This is a genomic window from Paraburkholderia sp. OAS925 (genome assembly GCF_040543975.1).
GTDB classification, from domain to species: domain Bacteria; phylum Pseudomonadota; class Gammaproteobacteria; order Burkholderiales; family Burkholderiaceae; genus Paraburkholderia; species Paraburkholderia graminis.
The window spans coordinates 1134265-1153950 of sequence record NZ_JBEUNO010000002.1; the positions used below are offsets into that span (position 1 = coordinate 1134265).

At 61.4% G+C, this 19686-nt stretch carries 18 protein-coding genes and 1 pseudogene; 10 read left to right on the forward strand and 9 right to left on the reverse strand.

Going from position 1 to position 19686, the window contains the following annotated elements; all coding sequences use genetic code 11:
- Positions 1-132 precede the first annotated feature (132 nt).
- On the reverse strand, positions 133-768 hold the full coding sequence (locus ABIE53_RS23905) for a LysE family translocator (RefSeq protein WP_006047704.1): 636 nt from the start codon (positions 766-768) through the stop codon (positions 133-135).
- 450 nt (positions 769-1218) lie between these two features.
- Here ABIE53_RS23905 and ABIE53_RS23910 point away from each other — a divergent pair, with 450 nt between their 5' ends.
- A complete protein-coding gene (locus ABIE53_RS23910; protein WP_053860776.1) occupies positions 1219-1485 on the forward strand; it encodes an H-NS histone family protein in 267 nt (88 codons plus the stop codon).
- Positions 1486-1652: 167 nt separating this feature from the next.
- Positions 1653-2885, forward strand: coding sequence for a serine hydrolase (locus ABIE53_RS23915; protein ID WP_053859643.1), 1233 nt, complete (start codon positions 1653-1655; stop codon positions 2883-2885).
- 153 nt (positions 2886-3038) lie between these two features.
- Here the strand turns inward: ABIE53_RS23915 and pcaG are convergent, their stop codons facing one another.
- Both pcaG and pcaH read right to left on the reverse strand, forming a co-directional pair.
- Positions 3039-3626, reverse strand: coding sequence for a protocatechuate 3,4-dioxygenase subunit alpha (gene pcaG / locus ABIE53_RS23920; RefSeq protein WP_053859642.1), 588 nt, complete (start codon positions 3624-3626; stop codon positions 3039-3041).
- Positions 3627-3629: 3 nt separating this feature from the next.
- Complete coding sequence (pcaH, locus tag ABIE53_RS23925; protein ID WP_006047708.1) at positions 3630-4334, reverse strand: protocatechuate 3,4-dioxygenase subunit beta; 705 nt, start codon at positions 4332-4334, stop codon at positions 3630-3632.
- 107 nt (positions 4335-4441) lie between these two features.
- On the opposite strand from pcaH, the gene pcaQ reads away from it, so the two are divergent.
- Both pcaQ and ABIE53_RS23935 read left to right on the forward strand, forming a co-directional pair.
- Positions 4442-5440: a pca operon transcription factor PcaQ gene (gene pcaQ / locus ABIE53_RS23930; RefSeq protein ID WP_029971557.1), complete on the forward strand. Its 999-nt coding sequence runs from the start codon at positions 4442-4444 to the stop codon at positions 5438-5440.
- 264 nt (positions 5441-5704) lie between these two features.
- Positions 5705-6838 (forward strand): 4-hydroxyphenylpyruvate dioxygenase family protein, encoded by a 1134-nt coding sequence (locus ABIE53_RS23935; protein ID WP_053859640.1) that lies wholly within the window; start codon positions 5705-5707, stop codon positions 6836-6838.
- A 9-nt stretch (positions 6839-6847) separates the two neighbouring features.
- Here the strand turns inward: ABIE53_RS23935 and ABIE53_RS23940 are convergent, their stop codons facing one another.
- From ABIE53_RS23940 to ABIE53_RS23965, 6 genes and pseudogenes are all read right to left on the reverse strand, one after another.
- Complete coding sequence (locus ABIE53_RS23940; protein WP_029971560.1) at positions 6848-7480, reverse strand: helix-turn-helix domain-containing protein; 633 nt, start codon at positions 7478-7480, stop codon at positions 6848-6850.
- 119 nt (positions 7481-7599) lie between these two features.
- On the reverse strand, positions 7600-7797 hold the full coding sequence (locus tag ABIE53_RS23945; protein ID WP_192700506.1) for a hypothetical protein: 198 nt from the start codon (positions 7795-7797) through the stop codon (positions 7600-7602).
- A 24-nt stretch (positions 7798-7821) separates the two neighbouring features.
- On the reverse strand, positions 7822-8202 hold the full coding sequence (locus tag ABIE53_RS23950) for a hypothetical protein (protein ID WP_192700505.1): 381 nt from the start codon (positions 8200-8202) through the stop codon (positions 7822-7824).
- Positions 8203-8273: 71 nt separating this feature from the next.
- Positions 8274-8567, reverse strand: a complete 294-nt coding sequence (locus tag ABIE53_RS23955; RefSeq protein WP_192700504.1) for a DUF4148 domain-containing protein — start codon at positions 8565-8567, stop codon at positions 8274-8276.
- A 180-nt stretch (positions 8568-8747) separates the two neighbouring features.
- Positions 8748-9815, reverse strand: a pseudogene (locus ABIE53_RS23960) (aldose epimerase family protein); the annotation flags it as partial.
- Positions 9816-9849: 34 nt separating this feature from the next.
- Positions 9850-11073: a XylR family transcriptional regulator gene (locus ABIE53_RS23965; RefSeq protein WP_006047716.1), complete on the reverse strand. Its 1224-nt coding sequence runs from the start codon at positions 11071-11073 to the stop codon at positions 9850-9852.
- Positions 11074-11341: 268 nt separating this feature from the next.
- On the opposite strand from ABIE53_RS23965, the gene xylA reads away from it, so the two are divergent.
- The 6 genes from xylA to ABIE53_RS23995 all read left to right on the forward strand — a co-directional run bounded on the left by xylA (position 11342) and on the right by ABIE53_RS23995 (position 19667).
- The gene (xylA, locus tag ABIE53_RS23970) at positions 11342-12664 is read left to right on the forward strand and encodes a xylose isomerase (protein WP_006047717.1); all 1323 of its coding nucleotides are present in this window, start codon (positions 11342-11344) and stop codon (positions 12662-12664) included.
- A gap of 147 nt (positions 12665-12811) precedes the next feature.
- Positions 12812-13840: a D-xylose ABC transporter substrate-binding protein gene (gene xylF / locus ABIE53_RS23975; protein WP_029971564.1), complete on the forward strand. Its 1029-nt coding sequence runs from the start codon at positions 12812-12814 to the stop codon at positions 13838-13840.
- 79 nt (positions 13841-13919) lie between these two features.
- On the forward strand, positions 13920-15479 hold the full coding sequence (xylG, locus tag ABIE53_RS23980; RefSeq protein ID WP_192700503.1) for a D-xylose ABC transporter ATP-binding protein: 1560 nt from the start codon (positions 13920-13922) through the stop codon (positions 15477-15479).
- Entirely contained in the window at positions 15476-16675 is a 1200-nt protein-coding gene (locus ABIE53_RS23985) for a sugar ABC transporter permease (protein ID WP_053859637.1), read from the forward strand. The genes xylG and ABIE53_RS23985 overlap by 4 nt, the downstream gene beginning before the upstream one ends.
- A 251-nt stretch (positions 16676-16926) precedes the next feature.
- A complete protein-coding gene (locus tag ABIE53_RS23990; protein ID WP_192700502.1) occupies positions 16927-19194 on the forward strand; it encodes a xanthine dehydrogenase family protein molybdopterin-binding subunit in 2268 nt (755 codons plus the stop codon).
- A 14-nt stretch (positions 19195-19208) separates the two neighbouring features.
- Positions 19209-19667, forward strand: a complete 459-nt coding sequence (locus ABIE53_RS23995; protein ID WP_006047722.1) for a (2Fe-2S)-binding protein — start codon at positions 19209-19211, stop codon at positions 19665-19667.
- The last annotated feature ends 19 nt before the right edge of the window (positions 19668-19686 follow it).

The window sequence follows — 19686 nt, forward strand, 5'->3', positions numbered from 1 at the left end:
TATCTTGTAACTATCGTTGGAGAGTTGTTCGCTCGCAGCCCGCCGCGGCCTGGCAATGCCGCCCTGATAGCCGTCCTGTTCCCGGCCAACGGCTTTTCGTCGATGCAAGCAAAGCCGTTGGTCCGCACAATGTCAGATGCCGACCTTGTGCGCGGTCACGATCAAACGCAAGCCAAGTGCCGCGACGGCGCTTGCGGCGATGCGATCGATCCACGCTTTCCACTGCAGATAGATTTCGCGCGGGCGCTTGCTCGAAAAGCACAAGGCGACGATCGTGTACCAGCCCGCTTCGATGGCGAAGATGGCGGGCGGCAACGCGAAATAACACCAGAGCGGCGGATGCTGCGGCAAAAGCGCCGCGAAAATACTGCCGTAATAAACCGCTGTCTTGGGATTGCTGAGTTGCGTGCTGAGACCGATCCAGAAAGATCGACGTGGATTGGTCGGCACGCTTTGCGTCGCGTCGAACGCAAGCGGTTTGGCCGCGCCGCGCCAGATCTTCGAGGCCAGATAAATGAGGTAAAGCCCGCCGGCCACTTTCAGGCCGATATAAAGCCATTCGACGGTCGCCAGCAACGTGTATAAGCCGAGCAGCGCAATGCCGCTAAAAAACACGCCGCCGATGCCCATGCCGAGCGCCGTTGCCAGACCGTCGCCGCGCGACAGACCAATCGCATTGCGCGCGACGATGACGAAACTCGGTCCCGGACTCATCGCGCCTAACAGCAGCGCGGCAAGAATAGTGAGGATGGCGGTTGAGGCAGGCATGGCGTGTCTCCTTTGCGTTTCCACTGAGTATGAACAGAGGATGTGCCGAAACATAGCACGGGCGTGAGCGTGCCGCTTCTGCTTTATTGAATCGGTTTCACATCGGCGATATTCACAATGCAATAAACAATAAGCGCCGCGCAATGCAAAGAAGTACACGCTGGCTGCAAGCAGAATTGTTTGAATGCTAGAATTGGTTTCATACGCTGAAGATGCTTCGGGACTCCGGGCAAGCGCGGTGCGATTCAAGCAGTAGCGGCGAATTCCCCTTAAATCCGAGACTTGCTGGGCATGATTTCCAGATGCGTTTCTTTGCGCATCGGAGAGGCATTGCAAGCTCAATTGCACGCAGCTCATCTCAATCATGCGTGAATAGCGCACTGGCTTCGCGTTCTTTTAGCCAAGCCATTTTATTTCCATCACAAACATTATTAGCTGCAACCGGTCATGATGAAAGAGCGAGAAGAACAACAAAGGCTGTTCGACCTCGACGGGAATGCGCGTGAGCGCCTGATCGCGTGGATACGCCGGCGCATGGACGAATACGGCGTCACGATCGAAGCGCTCGGCGAGTCGATAGCCGCAGACGTCGCCGCGACGCGCGCGGTCATGTATCGCGACGCGTTCGGCAATACGTGGGACGGCCACGGCGACAAGCCCGACTGGCTCGCGCGCGCCATTTACGCCGGACAGAACATCGACCACTTTCGCTGCTAAGCGTTCGCGGTGCTGTCGCGGCATCCACGCCGCTTACGACGAACCGGCGTGGACATTTGCCGTTGATCGTGTGCGCGATCTCCCTTAACATCCCCGGGTCGTTGCCGGCCACGCGCTCCGCTGCAGTTCTTCATCACGGGCGCGCGCGGCACAGAACTGGAAGCTGCATGCCGTACCGTCGACCCACTCCTTCATCGTCATTCCCTGAATTCCGTTTTGCTGCGTGGCTCCGTTATGTCGCCGTGCTCGGCCTGTTGTGCCTGAACGTCGGCTGGACCTTCGGCGCGACTCACGAGCCTGTTCGGCATGCGTCGGTTCGCGTGAGCCGTCATATCTCGCCGCCCGCGCGGCATACGTCGAAGGCCAAAGCGCGAAGCGCCGGCAAAGCGAACAAGGTTGCCACGCGCAAGGCGCACAGGCGCAAGCATGTCACCGACGACGAGCGTTCCATGCACGCAAGCAAGCTCGCGCCGAAATCGCGCCGCCACGCCGCACGCATTGCGCGCGAGCCGCGCAATGGACGGCGTACTGCCGGAGTGACCGCGCATCGCAACCGGCAGCCTCGAGAACCCGCATCGCGCACATCGATGAATACCGCACATGGGGCCCATGCGGGGCTCCGCCTGTTGCCCCGCTGCGGATATACGCCAAAGTCCCGCGCATTGCTGCGCGCGCGTTCAGTCTTCGTGGTCGACGAACGAACGCAAACCGTGCTCACCGAAAAGCAGGCCGATCGCGTGATGCCGATTGCTTCAGTATCCAAACTAATGACGGCCGTCGTCGCGCTCGATACACGGCACGCGCTCGATGCACCGCTGAACGTCACCGTCCAAGATCAGGATTTCGACAAGTTCACAGGTTCGCGTCTGAGCGTCGGCTCGGTTTTGTCGCGCCACGACATGCTGCACATTGCGCTGATGTCGTCGGAAAATCGCGCGGCTGCCGCGTTGAGCCGCGATTACGCCGGCGGCAGGCCGGGCTTCGTGGCCGCGATGAACGCGAAGGCGCGCGCGCTCGGCATGCGTCATACGTCGTTTGTAAACGGCACGGGCTTGTCGCCGCATAACGTGTCGACGGCGCGCGACTTGGCTCGGCTCGTGGCGGCCGCCAGCCGCTATCCGCTGATTCGCGCCTATTCGACCGATCGCGATCAATGGGTATTTCCTGGCGGTCCGCGCGCGCGTTTGAGTTATCACAACTCGAATGCGCTGGTGAGAAGCGGCGACCGGTCGATCGTATTGCAGAAAACCGGCTTCATTAACGAGGCGGGACACTGCGTTGTCGTGCGAATGATCGTGCACGGCAGACCGATCGACATTGTCGTGCTCGGCGCGCCAGGTCCGCATGACCATATTGCGGACGTGATCAGAATCCGCCGCTGGCTGCGTTGCTCGTTGTGATGATCGAGCCTCCAGATCGAGCCTGCATTTTCAGCGGACGCAAAAAAAGCCCGCACTAAGGCGGGCTCAACTACTCGGAGTTTCGCGATCCAGTCGCTTGACGGATCGCTTTCAGTGTAGGCGAAAGCTATATGAAAGTGTAGGGATTCCGCGTCACAGGTCGAAAAAAACCGTTTCCTTGTCGCCCTGCATGTGGATGTCGAAGCGATATACGTTCGCCGTATTCGCGTCGCGCCGCGCGATCAGCGTATCGCGGCGATCGGCCGGAACGGCCGCCAGTACCGGATCGCGTTCATTGGCATTCGCTTCGTCCTCGAAATAAATGCGTGTGAACGTGTGCAGCAGCATGCCTCGCATCGTGACGATCACGTTCAGATGCGGAGCTTCGTCCGCGCTCACGCGGCCGGGCTTGATGGTCTCCACGACAAAGCGCTTGTGCGGGTCCGTGCCCGTGCCGACGCGGGCAAAGCCGCGAAAACCGGTCTTCAGGATGTCCTCGCGCGATTCCGGATAGCGGCCGTCCGCGTCGACTTGCGACACTTCGAGCATCGCATCGCCGATCACGTTGCCGTCGCCGTCGAACACCTGGCCCACGATCGTGATGTGCTCGCCGGCCGCCTCGCGGTCCGCGAGAACGGGCGTGAACAGGCTCTTGAAGTCGAAATCGTATTGCTGCGGGCACAGGCCGTACGCGAAGTACGGTCCGACCGTCTGCGAGGGCGTTTGCTTGAGAGTGGTCATGGCTTAGCGCTCCATCGGAGTTTCGTTGCGGCCGCGCAGCACGATGTCGAAGTCGTAGCCGAGCGCGTACGACTCTTGCGTCGTGTCGAGCGAGAAGTTGGCTATCAGCCGGTCACGCGCATGCTCCGGCGTGCCCTGGAAGATCGGATCGAACGCCAGCAGCGGGTCGCCCGGAAAATACATTTGCGTGACGAGGCGCGAACCGAAATGCTCGCCGAACAGCGAGAAGTGGATGTGATTCGGGCGCCATGCATTCGGATGATTGCCCCACGGATACGCGCCGGGTTTGATCGTCAGAAAGCGATAACGGCCTTCGTTATCGGTGATGCAGCGGCCCGCGCCGAGAAAATTCGGATCGAGCGGCGCGTCGTGCTGATCGACCTTGTGCACGTAACGGCCCGCCGCGTTCGCCTGCCAGATTTCGACGAGCGTGTTGCGCACCGGTCGGCCGCCCTCGTCGAGCACACGGCCCGTCACGATGATACGTTCGCCAAGCGGCTCGCCATTACGCACGGCGTTGCGGGTCAGATCGTTGTCGAGCGCGCCGAGGTCTTCGGTGCCGTAGACGGGCACGCGCTGATCGCGCAGCTTTTCCTTCAACGGAATCAGCGGACGCGTGGGCCCGCGTTTAACCGACGAGCCGTAGCCGGGATAAATGTACTCGGGATGCGACGCGAAATCGCGCGCGCTGAGAAAGGAATCGTCCATCGATGTCTCCTTCGGGGATTGTGGGATGCAAGTTTATGAAGTCACTTTATCCAAACTGACTGGTTATGAAAAATGACGTTTTGGCGTTTTTCGTATAACCTGCCGTTATGCAACGCAGCCTCGCGGACAGTCGCGTCAAATTCCGTCATCTTCAGTGCTTTCTGGCCGTTGCCCAGTTCGGCAGCGTCCAGCGGGCGGCTGACAGCCTGTCGATCACCCAGCCCGCCGTCTCCAAGACGGTCGCGGAACTCGAAGCCATTCTCGGCGTGAAACTGTTCGAACGGGGCCGTCATGGCGCCGTGCCGACGCGCGAAGGGCAACTCTTCATGCCGCACGCGAGCGCCTGCGTCAGCGCATTGCGGCAAGGCGTCGATCTGCTTTCCCGCGCCGAAGGCGCCGCCGCGGCCACGCTCGAAGTGGGTATTCTGCCGACCGTGGCCGCCGCGCTGATGCCGCCTGTCCTCAAGCGCTTTGCGTCGCTCTGGCCACGCGTGATCGTGCGTCTGGCAACCGGCGCGAACCCGGAATTGCTCGAGCGTCTGAAAGCGGGCACGATTGAATTCGCAGTCGGCCGGCTCGCCGATCCCGAGCGCATGGTCGGCCTCAGCTTCGAGCAGTTGTTCAGCGAACCGCTGATCGCCGTCGTGCGGGCGGGGCATCCGCTCGGCGACACGCCGGGGTTGCCGTCCGCCGCATTGCAGGATTTCCCGGTGGTGTTGCCGCCGTTCGGCACGCTGATCCGGCAGTCGGCGGACAGTCTGCTGAGCGCATGGGGCGTGCTGCCGTTGTCCGCGTTTGTCGAAGTGTTGTCGGTGTCGACGGGGCGCGCGCTGACGCTCGAGAACGACGCCGTCTGGTTCGTGCCGCTGAGTGCAGTCGAGTACGAGTTGGCGCACGGCATGTTCGTGCGTTTGCCGTTGCCGTTTGCGGGCACCGACGAGCCTGTCGGTCTGATCCGGCGCTCGGACACGCAGCCTTCGCCAGTGGGACGGGCGTTTATCGACGCGGTGCGAGAGGTCGCGCAATCGAGGATGGCTGCGAGCGGTGGCAAACTGGCGAGCAAGCCTGTGCGCAAGCGGGTGCGCCGCACGGCGGCGGCGAAGTAACAGAGTTGGCGTTTCAGGCTCATTGCGCTCACCGGAGCACCGGATATTCGAGCGCGCGACTCACGGTGTTTGTGAACCATCCAGTACAAATTCAAGTTGCGAACCAGGCGCGAGCCGGTGTAAAAACACGGTGCGAAAGCCGTCGACAACCGCGCGCGGTTGCGTCACCTCGCCCACGCAGTGTCACACTGCGAGTGCTGCACAGCTTCCACCGCGATGAGCCACACAGAAAACAGCGTCGAAACACAGTACAAGGAGATTGCCATGCCCAGCGACTTGCCCACTCCAGAGGCCGCGCTTCGCGCTGTGTCGGCGCCTGAGCACAATCCGCTTGGCACGGCCGGGATCGAATTCGTGGAGTTCGCCTCGCGCGATCCGCAGGCGCTCGGCGACACGTTCGTCAGACTCGGCTTCAAGGCGATTGCGCGCCACATCAGCAAGGACGTCACGCTATACCGGCAGGGCGAAATGAATTTCCTGATCAACGCGGAGCCGGATTCGTTCGCCGCGCGCTACGCCGAAGAGTACGGCGCCGGCATCTGCGCAATCGGCATTCGCGTGGCCGATGCGCAGCGCGCTTTCGACCGCGCAATCGAACTCGGCGCGTGGGCGTTCGAAGGCGAGCGAATCGGCGCAGGCGAGTTGCTGATTCCGGCCATTCAGGGCATTGGCGATTCACACATTTACTTTGTCGACCGTTGGCGCGGACGCGGCGGCCAGCGCGGCGGGCTTGGCGATATTTCGATCTTCGACATCGACTTCCGTCCGATCCAGATCGACACCGCGCAGGCGGATCTGAGCCATGCGGGCACCGGCCTCGTCGCAGTGGATCACTTGACGCAAACGGTCGGCGAAGGCCGCATGCAGGAGTGGCTCGACTTCTATCGCGATCTGCTCAATTTCCGCGAGATTCACGAACTGCACGCGAATTGGCATGTGTCGGCGGAATCGCGTGTGATGGTGTCGCCGTGCGGCGCGATCCGTATTCCGCTTTACGAGGAAGGCACGCGCCGTACGAACCTGATGCACGAATACTTGCCCGATCATCCGGGAGAGGGCGTGCAGCACATTGCACTTGCAACCGACGACATCTTCGCTTGCGTCGAGCAGTTGCTTGCCAACGGTGTGCAATTTGTCGAGCCGCCGCCGCGCTATTACGAGCAACTGGACGCGCGTTTGCCGGGACATGGACTCGACGTCGAGCGCCTGAAGCGCACGCATGTTCTCGTGGATGGCGAGATTGGCGCGGACGGTATACCGCTATTGTTTTTCCAGACTTTCGTGCGCCGCGGACCCGGCGAGATTTTCTTCGAGATCGTTCAGCGCAAGGGACATCATGGTTTCGGCGAAGGCAATCTCAGTGCGCTCGCACAGGCGCGAGGACAAGCGAACGCTTGAGACGTTGCGCTATTTCCGGGGCGATTCGTCTATTGCGGGTGCTTGCGGAATGTCGGCGCTTGTCGCCATCCATAATACTTCGGCATCCTCTTCACTCGTCGACACTGCGGCGTGGCCGGTGCGGCTGTCGAAGTAGAGACTGTCGCCGGCGTTCAGATGCGTCGGCGCATACAACTCGGAATAGAGGCACACGCTGCCGCTAATCACGTAGAGAAACTCTTCGCCTTCATGGCGGCCCCAGTCGTCGAACGCATCGAGCGTGTGCGCCGAAATGCGGATGCGAAACGGCAGCATGGCTTTGTGCGCGAGATCGGTCGCGAGCAGTTCCATTTGATAGCCGCGATATGCGTGGCGCTGTCCTTCGCCTTTGCGCGTGAGTGCGCGACGCCCATTTGCGCTGATCTTCGGCGCAGAGCCAAACAATTCGCCGATCTCGATCTTCAGTCCAAGGACGATTTTTTGCAGCACGTCGAAAGTCGGGGACATGAGGCCGTTTTCGACTTTCGAGAGCGTCGAGCGTGAGACGCCGCACAGGCGGCTCGCGGTTTCGAGCGTCAGGTCTTGCGACTGACGGGCGGCGCGTACGCGACGGCCCAGATCGGTCGTCAAGGGTTCGGCGGGCTTCGTGATGTGCGTGTCCATGAGTTGCTGCTTTGTTTGCGACTGAAGGGCGATTGTATTGCGTGTTTCCGATAATAACATTCGCCGTGGCTGAGCATGCCGACGCGGCGCTCGTCGCAAACCGGCGACGGCGCTGGTGCTTAGTCGTTGCCTTTCTGATTGGAAACGCGCAGGCGAAAGATTGAGTCGCCGCGCGCGAATGAGTTGTCGCGACGAGCGTGCAGGCCCGCGTCTGATTGGATCAAAAAGCAACCGTCGCGGTTGCCATGAAACTCGCCGTACTTCGCAAGCGGGTGCTTTCCGTTTATCTTCGTCTCGTCGGTGACGATGGGACCCATCGCGAGATGTCGATCGCGTTGCCGTCAGACGAAGCGATTCTTTTTCGCGCTCTTCTTTCTTGCCGCGGGCTCGACGCCGACACGCGAGTCGCGCCTTCTGACTACTTCAACCACCGCGCCCGCCAGCGCTTCAAACTCTTCATGCGTCTGCGACAAATAAAGCCACTTGCCGAGTACAGGATGCGGCGCCAACTCAGGAAACTCGCGAATAAGATCTGCGTGGCGATCGCGCGATGTACATACCAGCAATCCATTCCACGGCTCTTCGCCATTGCCGACCGAAAGACAAAGCAAGCCATCGACATAAGCTGCTTCAAAGCCGAATAAGCGCTTCCTCATGAAACCGGGGTCGTCCTCGATAGGCTCGAACACCCACAGCAATGAATTCTTGACGGTTGATCCCATGACCGCTCCTCGTTTCGAGCGGTCATCTTAAAGCGAATCTGTGCGATGTCGTATCTACGGAAAAGCGGTCGTCACTGAGCCGGCGCGGCCGCTCCTGTTTGCGACGTTCCCGTTGCCGTCGATCCGTAACCCGTCGTGTCGCTCTGAGCCATTGCATTCTGTGCGGCAACGCGAGCCTCGGCCGCCTGAATGTCGGCGGGATAATTGGCATCCACTGCAGCCGCCGGGTTATAACCGGCCTGTTCGATCTGCTTTAACTGAGCCTTCACTTCCGCGCGCGTGAGCGGCTGTTCCGATTGTGCAAACGATGCGACTGGCGCGGCCAGCGCAACAGCAAGAGTCACTGCCTTGATCAGCGTGTTCATGATGCTTCCCTCCGGGAATGGTGTCGTCCGATGCCGCTGTGGATCGTCGGCACCATGCGCGGATTGTAGGAAGCGGTTATTCGAGGGCAAACCCCCAATGCAGTAATTCACTCTTGCAGCAATTGATAAGTCGGCGTGCTGTAATCCCAGCGACTGCAAATGAAGGCGTTTTGTCACACGCCCTTCGCGCACACCCACGCGATACGCAGTCACTTGCCGGTACGTGTCGCCGGGTCGCAGGATCACGTCATTCTGTTCCTCCGGCATGTTGACCTGGTTCGGAAAGCCGCCCGCTTCCAGACACAGTCCCGCATGTGTCTGATAGCGAGCTCCGCCGCGTCCTGCATCGCCTTTTAGAAAGTTGCCGCTATAAAACTGCAAGCCGCGCTGATCCGTCGACACGGTCAGTTCGCGGCCGCTGCCGGGGTCGTAAAGACACGCGACTTCTCGCACCTTGCCTGCGCCGCCTGGTGCATCGCGCAACACGTAGCAATGATCGAATCCGCCCGCTTGCACGAGTTGCGCGTGCGGCCATTCGAGGCGTGCGCCGATCGGCGCGCTTTGCCGGAAGTCGAATGCGTTGCCCGCTACGTCGGCCAACTTCGAAGGGATCATCGCTGCGTCGACTTCGAAGAACCGGTCCGCGTCGATTGACAGCATATGTCCGCGAATATCGGCACCCGCGCGGCCCGTCAGGTTGAAGTACCCATGACTCGTGAGATTGAGCGGCGTCGCGGCGTCGGCAATGGCCTCGTATTCGATGGTCAAGGTGCCGTCGTCGTCGAGCGTGTAGCGCACTTGCGCGGTCACATTGCCTGGAAAACCGGCATCGCCTTCCGGCGACTCGAGCCGCATCAACAGCGAGCCATTGTCTTCGCTCACGTCCCATATCGCGCGATGAAAACCGACGCTTCCACCATGCAGCAGCTTCGCGCCTTCATTGCGGTCGAGTGTGTACTCGATGCCGTCGAGCGTAAAACGCGCGTCGGCAATGCGGTTCGCCCAGCGGCCGATCAGACCGCCCATAAAAGTCGTGGCCGCGAAGTACTGGGCCGGTGTGTCGTGGCCGAGAAGAATATCGCCGAGACGTCCCGCGCGATCCGGCGCATGCCACGAAACCAGCGTCGCGCCGAGATCGCTAATCGCGACCTTCATGCCGTGCGCGTTACGCAATGTAAAGAGCCGTACCGGATCGCCGCCATTGAGCGTGCCCCACGGCTCGGAAGAAAGTTGTGCGATGCTGATCATGTCGTCGATAGAAAATAAAAAAGTAAAGGCATGCTCAGCCTGGCGTCGAAGCCTGAGTCAAACTCGCGCGCTCCTGGTACTCGCGCGGCGTGCACCCAAGCTCCCGACGAAATACGGCGTACATGTATTGCAGCGACGTAAAGCCGCAACGTATTGCCACTTCCGCGCTCGACGCATCGCGTTTTGCAAGCAGCGCTTTCGCGACGTCGAGTTTATGGCGCAAGATCTCCTGATGCACCGTGCACTTGCGCTCGCGTCGAAAGTACTCTTCGAGCGACGAACGCGACACGCCGACATAGTCGGCCACCTGTTCAGTGCGAATACCCTGGCAAGCATACTGGCGAATAAAATGCCGCGCGCGCATTACATAGGGACTCGCGAGCGGCTGATGCCTGGTCGATTCGAGTACGTTGATGCCGACAGGCGGCACGAGAATGCGCCGCCCAGGAAAGCGCGCGCCATGCAGCATCTGATGCAACAGGTGAGCCGCGGTGCGGCCCATTTCCTCAGTACCCTGAATCACGGAAGAAAGTGGAATACGAGTGAGCGTGCGCGTGAGCGGATCGTTGTCGATACCGATAATCGCCACTTCTTCCGGCACCGGAATGCCCGCAATCAGACACGCTTGCAGCAAATGCCGCGCACGCGCGTCGGTCACGGCAATAATGCCGACCGGCTTCGGCAATTCGCGCAGCCACGCGGTGAGTTGTTCGGTCGCCTGGTTCCATGAAGGCGCGCTCGTGGAAAGACCGCGATAGATCTCGCTTTGAATCTGCTCGGCACTGTGGCCGTCCGCATTGCGCAAATGTGCGAATGCAAGTTCGCGCTGCTGCGCCCAGCGGTTTTCTTGCGCTTGCGGCAGGCTGTATAGCGCAAAGTGTTCGAGGCCCGCGCCAATCAGATGCGTGTACGCGAGCGAGACGAGCTTGCTGTTGTCCGTTGCGATATAGGGTAAATCCGGGGGATATTGCGCGGGGTCCTCGAATGACGATCCCACAGCGACCACCGGCAATGGACAGTCGCGCAGCGCCTCGCTCACGGCAGGGTCGTCGAAATCCGCGATGATGCCGTCGCCGTCGAAGCGCTCGATGCCCGTCAACCGGCAGCGAAAGTCGTCTTCCAGAAAGAGGTCCCACGCCACGCGCGTGGACAGCAAGTAGTTGCCGATGCCGGTAATGATCTCGCGGTCGTAGACCTTGTTCGCGTTGAAGAGCAGCGCGATTCGATGCGTCGTCTGTGGTGTTTGCGGACGGGTCATGGCGGTGAGCGGCAGGCGGACGTTGAAACCCGCACAACCTTTGTCTCCTTTGAATCCGTATTTTTAAGCGTCCGGTTATTCTAGGCCGCCAATAGCGCGCGGGGGCAAACAAAATGGCGGGCGGTAAGAAACATCAAGCACACTGCGCAATTTCGCAATTGCCGATGCCTCCGGCAAGCGGCAGCATGGCGTCACCTTATCGACCGCCCCGGCCACGTCGCACGGGTTGCGGTGCAACATAATCCCTTTAGATGGGAAGGAGACGCTGATGTCCTACTTCGAACATATTCCCGAGATTCGTTATGAAGGCCCGCAATCGGACAATCCGCTTGCGTACCGCCACTACGATAAAAGCAAAAAGGTGCTCGGCAAAACGCTCGAAGAACATCTGCGGATAGCGGTGTGTTACTGGCACACGTTTGTGTGGCCGGGCGTCGATATTTTCGGGCAGGGCACCTTCAAGCGCCCCTGGCAGCAACCGGGCGACGCGATGGAAATGGCGCATCTGAAAGCAGACGCTGCGTTCGAATTCTTCTCGAAGCTCGGCACGCCGTATTACACTTTTCATGACACCGACGTTGCACCCGAAGGTGCGAACCTGAAGGAATACAGCGAGAACTTTTCCCGCATAGTGGACTACCTCGCGCGCAAGCAGCAGGACACGGGTATCAAACTGCTATGGGGCACCGCCAATCTGTTTTCGCATCCGCGTTATGCGGCCGGCGCCGCGACGAGTCCCAACCCGGACATCTTCGCGTTTGCCGCGACCCAGGTGCGCCATGCGCTCGACGCGACGCAACGGCTCGGAGGTGATAACTATGTATTGTGGGGCGGGCGCGAAGGTTACGACACGCTGCTTAACACGGACCTCGTGCGCGAACGCGATCAACTCGCGCGCTTCCTGCATATGGTCGTGGACCATGCACACAAGATCGGCTTCAAAGGTTCTCTGTTGATCGAGCCTAAGCCGCAAGAGCCGACCAAGCATCAATACGATTACGATGTCGCGACCGTCCACGGCTTCTTGCTGCAATACGGTCTCGAGAAAGAAATCCGCGTGAATATCGAGGCGAATCATGCGACGCTTGCGGGCCACTCGTTTCATCACGAGATCGCGACGGCCTATGCGCTCGGTATTTTCGGCAGCGTCGACGCCAATCGCGGCGACCCGCAAAACGGCTGGGACACGGATCAATTCCCCAATAGCGTGGAAGAACTGACGCTCGCCTTCTACGAAATCCTGGGCCACGGCGGCTTCACGACAGGCGGCATGAACTTCGACTCGAAAGTGCGGCGGCAAAGCGTCGATCCGGAAGATCTCTTTTACGGCCACGTTGGCGCAATCGATAACCTCGCGCTCGCCGTCGAACGCGCGGCCGTATTGATCGAAAATGACCGTCTCGGTCAATTCAAGCGTGAGCGTTATGCCGGTTGGGACGCCGACTTTGGCCGCAAGATTCTTTCCGGCGACTACTCGCTGTCGACACTCGCCGCAGACGCACTGTCGCGCGACCTCAATCCGCAGCATGCAAGCGGCCACCAGGAGCGCATGGAAAACATCGTGAATCAGGCTATTTATAGCGGACGCTAAAGGGCATCATCGTTGCAAATGAAGAAAGCGCGCGGGTGCAACTCGCGCGCATAAAAAGAAGCTTTGGGTTGTCGCTTGTCCGGACCTGCGGCTCGCAGCGCAGGCCGTCCAATCCGGAATTCCGGCTATCAGAAGAAGGAGACAGAGATGAAATTCGCAACGCGTCGTACTGTATTGAGTTCGCTCGTATGTGGAGCGGTGTTGGCGAGCCTTTCGCTTATCGCGCCGCTTGCGCACGCAAGCAAGGATCACCCTGAAATCGGCTTCTGTATCGACGACCTGCGCGTCGAGCGCTGGTCGCGCGATCGCGACTATTTCGTCGCTGCTGCGGAAAAACTCGGTGCGAAAGTATCCGTGCAATCCGCCGACGCCAGCGAGGCGCGGCAAATCTCGCAGATCGAGAACCTCATCTCGCGCGGCGTGGATGTGATCGTGATCGTGCCGTTCAATTCGAAGACGCTCGGCAACGTCGTGGCCGAAGCGAAGAAAGCGGGGATCAAGGTCGTGTCGTATGACCGCCTGATTCTGGACGCCGACGTGGACGGCTATATCTCGTTCGATAACGAAAAGGTCGGCGAATTGCAGGCACAAGGCGTGTTTAACGCGCAACCGAAGGGCAACTACTTTCTGCTCGGCGGCGCACCGACCGACAACAACGCGAAGATGTTGCGCGAAGGCCAGTTGAAGGTACTCAAGCCTGCCATCGACAAGGGCGACATCAAAGTGGTGGGCCAGCAGTGGGTGCCGGAGTGGAGCGCATCCACGGCGCTGCGCATCGTCGAAGACGCGCTGACCGCGAACAACAACAAGATCGACGCCATCGTCGCGTCGAACGACGGCACCGCAGGCGGCGCGATCCAGGCGCTCGCCGCGCAGCACATGGCGGGCAAGGTGCCGGTGTCGGGTCAGGACGCGGACCTCGCCGCGGTCAAGCGCGTGATTGCGGGCACGCAGACCATGACGGTCTACAAGCCGTTGAAGCTGATTGCCGGCGAAGCCGCCAAGCTCTCGGTTGCATTGGCGAAGGGCGAGAAGCCCGCGTTTAACGCGCAGTACGACAACGGCAAGAAGAAAGTCGACACGGTGCTGCTGCAGCCCACGTTGCTCACCAAGAGCAACGTCGATGTAGTCGTCAAGGACGGCTTCTATACCCAGGCCCAGCTCGCGAGCCAATGAGCGTAACGCGCGCGCGGTTTGCGCCGATACGGCTGTCGCGTATCGGCGCGATCGCGCGCCTTGCAGCGAGGCATAGCGAATGACGCAACCGTTACTGACGATGCGCGGCATCGTCAAGGCATTTTCAGGCGTGAAAGCACTCGACGGAATCGACCTGACGGTCGCGCCGGGCGAGTGCGTCGGCTTGTGCGGCGAAAACGGCGCAGGCAAATCGACGCTGATGAAAGTACTGTCCGGCGTATATCCGCACGGTACCTGGGATGGCGAAATAACCTGGGAAGGCACGCCGCTGAAAGCAGCGGGCATACGCGACACCGAGCGCGCCGGCATCATCATCATTCACCAGGAATTGATGCTGGTGCCCGAATTGTCGGTGGCCGAGAACATTTTTCTCGGCAATGAAATCACGCTGCCGGGCGGCCGCATGAATTACGCCGCGATGTATCAACGCGCGGACGAATTGCTGCGCGAGCTCGGCATTCAGGGCATCAATGCGGCGCAACCGGTGATGAACTACGGCGGCGGCCATCAGCAGTTGATCGAGATTGCGAAGGCGCTCAATAAGCGCGCGAAGCTGCTGATTCTGGATGAACCGTCGTCGTCGCTTACTTCCTCGGAGATCGCCATTCTGCTGGACATCGTGCGCGATCTGAAGCGGCGCGGCGTGGCCTGTGTCTACATCTCGCACAAGCTCGACGAAGTCGCCGCCGTTTGCGACACGATCAGCGTGATTCGCGACGGACGCCATGTCGCCACCGAGCCCATGCACGCGTTGACGACAGACCGCATCATTTCGCTAATGGTCGGACGCGAGATCAAGAACCTGTTCCCGCGCGAACCGCATCCGATTGGCGACGTCGTTTTCGAAGCGCGCAACGTCACCTGTTTCGACGTGACGAATCCGCGCCGCAAGCGCGTGAACGATGTGTCGTTCGCGTTGCGGCGCGGCGAAATTCTCGGTGTGGCCGGGCTCGTCGGCGCGGGGCGCACGGAATTGATGCAGGCGATTTTCGGCGCCTATCCCGGCACGAGCGAAGCGACGGTCGTCATGGAAGGCAAGCCCGTGAAAATTCGCGCGCCTATCGATGCGATTCGCGCGGGCATCGGCATGGTGCCGGAAGATCGCAAGCGCCACGGCATCGTGCCGTGCCTGAGCGTCGGCCACAACATCACGCTCGCGGTGCTGCAGCGCTTTGCATCGGGTGGACGCATCGATTCGGCGGCCGAGCTCGACACGATTCATACGGAAATGAAGCGGCTTTCCGTGCGCGCCGCTCATCCGATGTTGTCGATAGCGAGCCTTTCCGGCGGCAATCAGCAGAAAGCCGTGCTCACGCGCATGTTGCTGACCGATCCCAAAGTGCTGATTCTCGACGAACCCACACGAGGCGTCGACGTCGGCGCGAAATTCGAAATCTACAAACTCATTTTTCAACTGGCGCAGCGCGGCATGTCGATCGTGATGGTGTCGTCCGAATTGCCGGAAGTACTCGGCATTAGCGATCGCGTGCTCGTGATCGGCGAAGGCGAATTGCGCGGCGATTTCGTCAACGACGGCCTCACGCAGGAAGACATTCTCAGCGCCGCGATCCGTCCCGTGCAGCGAGTCCCGAACCCAACCGCAGCGAGTGCAGCATGACGCCCGACGTTACTTCCCAACGCGCCGACAATACTGCGCCGCGAGGCGCATTCGGCGGCCCGCAACGCGTTCAGCAACTGTTCGCGCGCTACAAGATTCTCGCGCTGCTGATCGCCGTGGCCGCCATCTGGATTTTCTTTTCGGTGCTCACGCACGGCGCCTTCGTGACGCCGCGCAATCTGTCGAACCTGCTGCGGCAGATGTCGATCACCGGCATGCTCGCGTGCGGCATGGTGTTCGTGATCATCGCGGGCGAGATCGATCTGTCGGTCGGATCGCTGCTCGGTTTGCTCGGCGGCGTGGCCGCGATACTCGACGTCAACCGTCACTGGCCGATAGGCGTCACGTTGCCGGCCGTGATGCTGCTCGGCGTGCTCGTCGGCCTCTTCAACGGATGGTGGTCGACATACCGGCGCGTGCCGTCGTTCATTGTCGGTCTCGGCGGCATGCTCGCGTATCGCGGGATTCTGCTCGGCGTGACAGGCGGTTCGACCATCGCGCCGGTCTCCGACAGTTTCGTGTTCGTCGGCCAGGGCTATCTACCGAAACTGGCCGGCGATACGCTTGCCGTCGTGCTGTTTCTATTGCTCGCATTTCTGACGATACGTCAGCGCCGCAATCGCGAGCGCTATCAGTTAAGCGTGGTGCCGGTCTGGCAGGACGTTGCAAAAGTGGTCGGCGCGGGCGCGATTCTCGCGGGCTTCGTGGCGACGCTCGATCGTTACGGCGGCATTCCGGTGCCCGTTCTTCTGCTGCTCGCGTTGCTCGGCATCTTTACCTGGGTCGCCACGCAGACCGTCTTTGGCCGACGCATTTACGCAGTCGGATCGAATCTCGAAGCGACGCGCCTGTCCGGTGTCAACACGAATCGCGTGAAGCTCGCCATTTTCGCGCTGATGGGATTGATGTGCGCGTTCGCCGGCATCGTGAACACGGCGCGCCTGGCCGCGGGTTCGCCGTCGGCGGGCTCGATGGGCGAACTGGACGCGATTGCCGCGTGCTTTATCGGCGGAACGTCGATGCGCGGCGGCTCGGGCACGGTCTACGGCGCATTGATCGGCGCGCTCGTGATGGCGAGTCTCGACAACGGCATGTCGATGCTCGACGTCGATGCCTACTGGCAGATGATCGTGAAGGGCGGCATTCTGGTGCTCGCCGTATGGATCGATGTCGTGTCGGGCTCGAACCGGCGCTGAGCCTGTTGACCAAAGCAAGGCAGAGCTAAGCCGCACGCTCTGCACATTTAATGAAACGCCCCACGGCACGCTAGCCAGGCGGTCCGCCTCGCTAGCGTGCCCCTCGCGCCCGCCCCGCGCGCGCACGGCTTCATCCGACGAATTTAAGTCCGCGGCCGTTCCTCCGTCTTACTAATATTGCGTGGGGACGCAGGGCGCGCATCGCGCCCTTGCAGCTTGTTACCGGCGGGCAAGCCGATGGGCCATTCATCATGAAGCGCAGAACCTTCGTCATCGGCGGCGCCGGCGCGGTGGGTGCGTTGTTGGTCGGCTGGTCCGTGCTGCCGGCGCGGCAGCGTCTCACGACCGACGCGCCGTTACCCGTCGAAGGCACGCAAACGGCGCTCAACGGCTGGGTCAAGATCGCCGCCGACAACAGCGTGACGATCATGATGAGCAAGGCGGAAATGGGCCAGGGCGTTCACACCGGTCTCGCGATGCTGCTTGCCGAAGAACTCGACGCCGACTGGTCGCGCGTGCGTGTCGAGGACGCGCCGATCGACAACATCTACAACAGCGTGCAGAACGTCATCGACGATCTGCCGTTTCGTCCCGATCACGACAGCATCACGAAGCGCGCGGTCGTCTGGTACACGCGCAAGCTCACGCGTGAAGCCGGCACGATGATGACCGGCGGCTCGTCGAGCATCAACGACCTGTGGACGCCCATGCGCGAAGCGGGCGCCTCGGCGCGTGCGATGCTGATTGGCGCGGCCGCCGCGCAATGGCACGTCGCGCCCGGCGAGTGCGTGACGCAAGGCGGGTATGTCACGCATCCGTCGGGACATAAGGCGAGCTTCGGCGAGTTGTCGTCGATGGCGGCGCAACAACCGCTGCCTCGCAAGGTGGCGTTGAAAGACCCCGCGAATTTCACGCTGATCGGCAAACCGCTGCGCCGCATCGAGGCCGCGTCGAAGATCAACGGCAGCGCGCGATTTGGCATCGACGTGTTGCCCGACGGCCTGCTCTACGCGAGTGTCGTGATGTGTCCGACGCTCGGCGGCACGGTTGCGAGCTTCGACGCGAGCGCGGCGCAGCGAATGCGCGGCTTCGTGAAGGCGCTCGCTTTCGAGCCGTATGCGGGCGGCACGGGCGGCGTCGCCGTGATCGCGGACAATCCATTTCGCGCGACGAACGCCGTCGACGCGATCAAAGTGACATGGCAGCATGGCGCCGCGGCCACGCTTTCGAGCGCGGAAGTGGAGCGCCGTCTCGCGCTCGCCCTCGACGACGGCGACGGCCACGCGTACTACCGCCGCGGCGACATCAACGATGCGCTAAGCGGCGCGGCGCGCACCATCACGGCTGAATATCACGCGCCGTATCTCGCGCACGGCGCGGTCGAGCCGCTCAACTGCACCGTGCAGGTCGCGGACGGCGCGGCGACCGTCTGGGTATCGACGCAAACGCCCGCGCTCGCGCGGCGGCACGTCGCCAAAGTGCTGCATATCGACGACGACAAGGTTCATGTGCATGCGCAGTTGCTCGGCGGCGCATTCGGGCGACGCCTGGAAACCGATTACATTGCGCAGGCCGCCGCGATCGCGCGCGAGGCCGGCGGACGTCCGGTGCAAACGCTATGGTCGCGCGCGCAGGACTTTACGCACGACTTCTATCGCCCCGCATGCGTATCGCGCCTGAAGGCGGGCTTCGACGATAACGGCAAGCTCGTCGCGTGGCACAGCGCGTCCGCGAGTCAGGCCATCGTGCCCGAAGCGCTCGCGCGTTATTACGGCGCGCCGCGCATTCCGCTCGACAAGACGACAGCCGAAGGCGCGTTCGATCAGCCGTACGAGTGGCCCACGGCGCGCGTCGCGCACAAGATCGTGGACTTGCCCGTGCCGGTCGGCTTCTGGCGTTCGGTCGGCCACTCGCACCAGGCCTTCTTCACCGAGAGCTTTACCGATGAGATCGCCGCCGCCACCAGCCAGGACCCGATTGCGTTTCGCAGCGCACTGCTTGCGCAGCATCCGCGGCATCTGAAAGTGTTGCAGAGAGTGGCTGCGTTGTCCGACTGGACGCATCCGTTGACGCGTGCCGCCGATGGCGCTCCGCGCGCGCGTGGCGTCGCGCTTCATGAGGCATTCGGCAGCGTGGTCGCGCAGGTCGCGGAGGTATCGATTGGACCGCACAGGATGATTCGCGTGCACCGCGTGGTTTGCGTGATCGATTGCGGTTTGCCGGTGAATCCGAATCTGATCCGTCAGCAGATGGAGAGCGGAATCGTATTCGGCCTCTCGGCCGCGTTGCAGGACGAGATCACGATCGTCAACGGCCAGGTCGAGCAGAAGAACTTCGTCGACTTTCCGGTTGTGCGGATCAACGATTGCCCGATCATCGAAGTCGACATCATGCCGAGCCAGTTGCATCCGCAAGGCGTCGGCGAACCGGGCGTGCCGCCAATCGCGCCGGCTGTTGCCAATGCAGTGTTTGCACTGACCGGCAAGCGACTGCGTACGTTGCCTTTGAAGTTCACCTGAAGCCGGAGACCGATATGGCAGCGCTCAACATCAACGGACGCGCGGTGGCTGTGCAAGTCGAGCCGGATATGCCGCTATTGTGGGTGCTGCGTTGCGAGCTCGGCATGACGGGCACGAAGTTCGGCTGCGGCGTCGGCATTTGCGGCGCCTGCACGGTGCATCTGAACGACAAGGCGTGCCTGTCGTGTCAGACGCCCATGTCCGATTTGACGACGCAGAAGATCACGACCATCGAAGGGTTGCAAGGCGGCGAAGCGCAGGCACTGAAGGCCGCGTGGATCGATCTCGATGTCGTGCAGTGCGGCTATTGTCAAAGCGCGCAACTGATGGCCGCTTGCGCGCTGCTCAAACAGAAGCCGCATCCGAGCGACGCCGACATCGACGCGGCCATGAGCAATATCGTCTGTCGTTGCGGCACGTATCCGCGGGTGCGCGCCGCGATTCATCAAGCGGCGAAGCGCCGGCCTGCGTAGCGCAAGCCGGCGCTTCGCG

Coding starts and splice junctions, on each gene's coding strand:
- ABIE53_RS23945 (WP_192700506.1), bottom strand. CDS start 7,797: ATGGGTCCCATCGTCACCGACGAGACGAAGATAAACGGAAAGCACCCG.
- ABIE53_RS23965 (WP_006047716.1), bottom strand. CDS start 11,073: ATGACCCGTCCGCAAACACCACAGACGACGCATCGAATCGCGCTGCTC.
- pcaH (WP_006047708.1), bottom strand. CDS start 4,334: ATGGACGATTCCTTTCTCAGCGCGCGCGATTTCGCGTCGCATCCCGAG.
- xylF (WP_029971564.1), top strand. CDS start 12,812: ATGAAATTCGCAACGCGTCGTACTGTATTGAGTTCGCTCGTATGTGGA.
- ABIE53_RS23935 (WP_053859640.1), top strand. CDS start 5,705: ATGCCCAGCGACTTGCCCACTCCAGAGGCCGCGCTTCGCGCTGTGTCG.
- ABIE53_RS23910 (WP_053860776.1), top strand. CDS start 1,219: ATGAAAGAGCGAGAAGAACAACAAAGGCTGTTCGACCTCGACGGGAAT.
- ABIE53_RS23905 (WP_006047704.1), bottom strand. CDS start 768: ATGCCTGCCTCAACCGCCATCCTCACTATTCTTGCCGCGCTGCTGTTA.
- ABIE53_RS23915 (WP_053859643.1), top strand. CDS start 1,653: ATGCCGTACCGTCGACCCACTCCTTCATCGTCATTCCCTGAATTCCGT.
- ABIE53_RS23950 (WP_192700505.1), bottom strand. CDS start 8,202: ATGGGATCAACCGTCAAGAATTCATTGCTGTGGGTGTTCGAGCCTATC.
- pcaQ (WP_029971557.1), top strand. CDS start 4,442: ATGCAACGCAGCCTCGCGGACAGTCGCGTCAAATTCCGTCATCTTCAG.
- ABIE53_RS23990 (WP_192700502.1), top strand. CDS start 16,927: ATGAAGCGCAGAACCTTCGTCATCGGCGGCGCCGGCGCGGTGGGTGCG.
- pcaG (WP_053859642.1), bottom strand. CDS start 3,626: ATGACCACTCTCAAGCAAACGCCCTCGCAGACGGTCGGACCGTACTTC.
- ABIE53_RS23955 (WP_192700504.1), bottom strand. CDS start 8,567: ATGAACACGCTGATCAAGGCAGTGACTCTTGCTGTTGCGCTGGCCGCG.
- ABIE53_RS23985 (WP_053859637.1), top strand. CDS start 15,476: ATGACGCCCGACGTTACTTCCCAACGCGCCGACAATACTGCGCCGCGA.
- xylG (WP_192700503.1), top strand. CDS start 13,920: ATGACGCAACCGTTACTGACGATGCGCGGCATCGTCAAGGCATTTTCA.
- ABIE53_RS23940 (WP_029971560.1), bottom strand. CDS start 7,480: ATGGACACGCACATCACGAAGCCCGCCGAACCCTTGACGACCGATCTG.
- xylA (WP_006047717.1), top strand. CDS start 11,342: ATGTCCTACTTCGAACATATTCCCGAGATTCGTTATGAAGGCCCGCAA.
- ABIE53_RS23995 (WP_006047722.1), top strand. CDS start 19,209: ATGGCAGCGCTCAACATCAACGGACGCGCGGTGGCTGTGCAAGTCGAG.